The organism is Bradyrhizobium archetypum, assembly GCF_013114835.1.
Lineage (GTDB): Bacteria > Pseudomonadota > Alphaproteobacteria > Rhizobiales > Xanthobacteraceae > Bradyrhizobium > Bradyrhizobium archetypum.
Map to the genome: position 1 here is coordinate 1 of NZ_JAAVLW010000028.1, position 1,267 is coordinate 1,267.

General features: G+C 60.4%; 1 pseudogene. It reads right to left on the reverse strand.

The window, feature by feature from the left end:
- Positions 1-222 precede the first annotated feature (222 nt).
- Positions 223-1,267, reverse strand: a pseudogene (locus HCN50_RS32960) (IS3 family transposase); the annotation flags it as partial.

Sequence of the window (1,267 nt, forward strand, 5' to 3'; positions counted from 1 at the left end):
GTGAAGTGGACCCTATGCTGAGGACCACTGGGTCCGGGTTTCTTAAGTGAAGCTGCTGCCGTTCCTTCTTCCCAAAAACTTTACGCTACTCTTGCTTGCTGCTGTTGTGGCTGTGGGGATGTGGGCAACGCGCAGCGTTGTCCAAGCTTCTCGCTTGCGAGAAGCGTCATATCCACAGCCTCTTCGCCGAATGCGCCGGTGACACCGGCCCGCCAGACCGTCATCGGCGCGCGGCTCTTCCAGCGCCTGATGAGGGCGCTGGAAATTGTAAAATTCGATCCATCGGGCGATTCCGGCTTTGGCATAGTGACCATCCGAATAACCCTTGAGATAGATGTCCTCGTATTTGAGCGAGCGCCACAGCCGCTCGATAAACACGTTGTCCATCCAGCACCCGCGACATCCATCGAGATCCTGACGCCGGTGGTGGCCAGCGTGCCGGTGTAGGCGGCGCTGGTGAGCTGGCTGCCCTGGTCGGTATTGAAGATCTCAGGCCGGCCGAAGCGCGCCAAGGCCTCTTTCAGCGCAGACACGCAGAACGATGTGTCCATCGTGTTCGACAGGCGCCAGGCCAGCACCGCACGGCTCGCCCAATCGATGATCGCCACCAGATATAGAAAGCCCTGGCCGATCGGCACATAGGTGATATCGGCCGCCCACACTTGATTCGGCCGGTCGATCACCATATGGCGCAGGAGATACGGGAAGATCTTGTGTCCCGAAGCCGGCTTGGTGGTTCTGGGCTTGGGTCCCAGCGCCGCGATACCCATCTTGCGCATCAACCGCTGCACGCGCTTGCGATTGATGCGACAGCCTTCGCCATTGAACATCGCCGTCATCCGCCGCGAGCCCAGGAACGGCCAGGCCGTGAACAGCTGGTCGATCCGCCGCATCAGCTCAAGGTCGTTGTCATTGGCCGGCCGCGGCGGCCGATATACGCTCGATCGAGCAACGCTCAGCAGTTGGCATTGCCGGCGGATCGATAGCCTCTCATGATCGCGCTGAAGCAATCCTCGGCGATCCGGCGCGCTCATCTTCCGGACCTCCTGGCTAAGAAATCTCGCTCGACAGTCAATTGTCCGATCTTGGCGTGGAGTTTCTCGACCTCCAGTTCGTGGGCCGCCTCGCCATCCCGACCAGCGCCCGCGTCGAACGCCCGAACCGCTTGATCCTGAAGCTGCTTCTTCCACGCATAAATCTGGTTCACATGCACCTGGTAGCGCTGCGCCAGATCCGTAACCGTTGATTGCTCTCGCAGCGCCTCCAA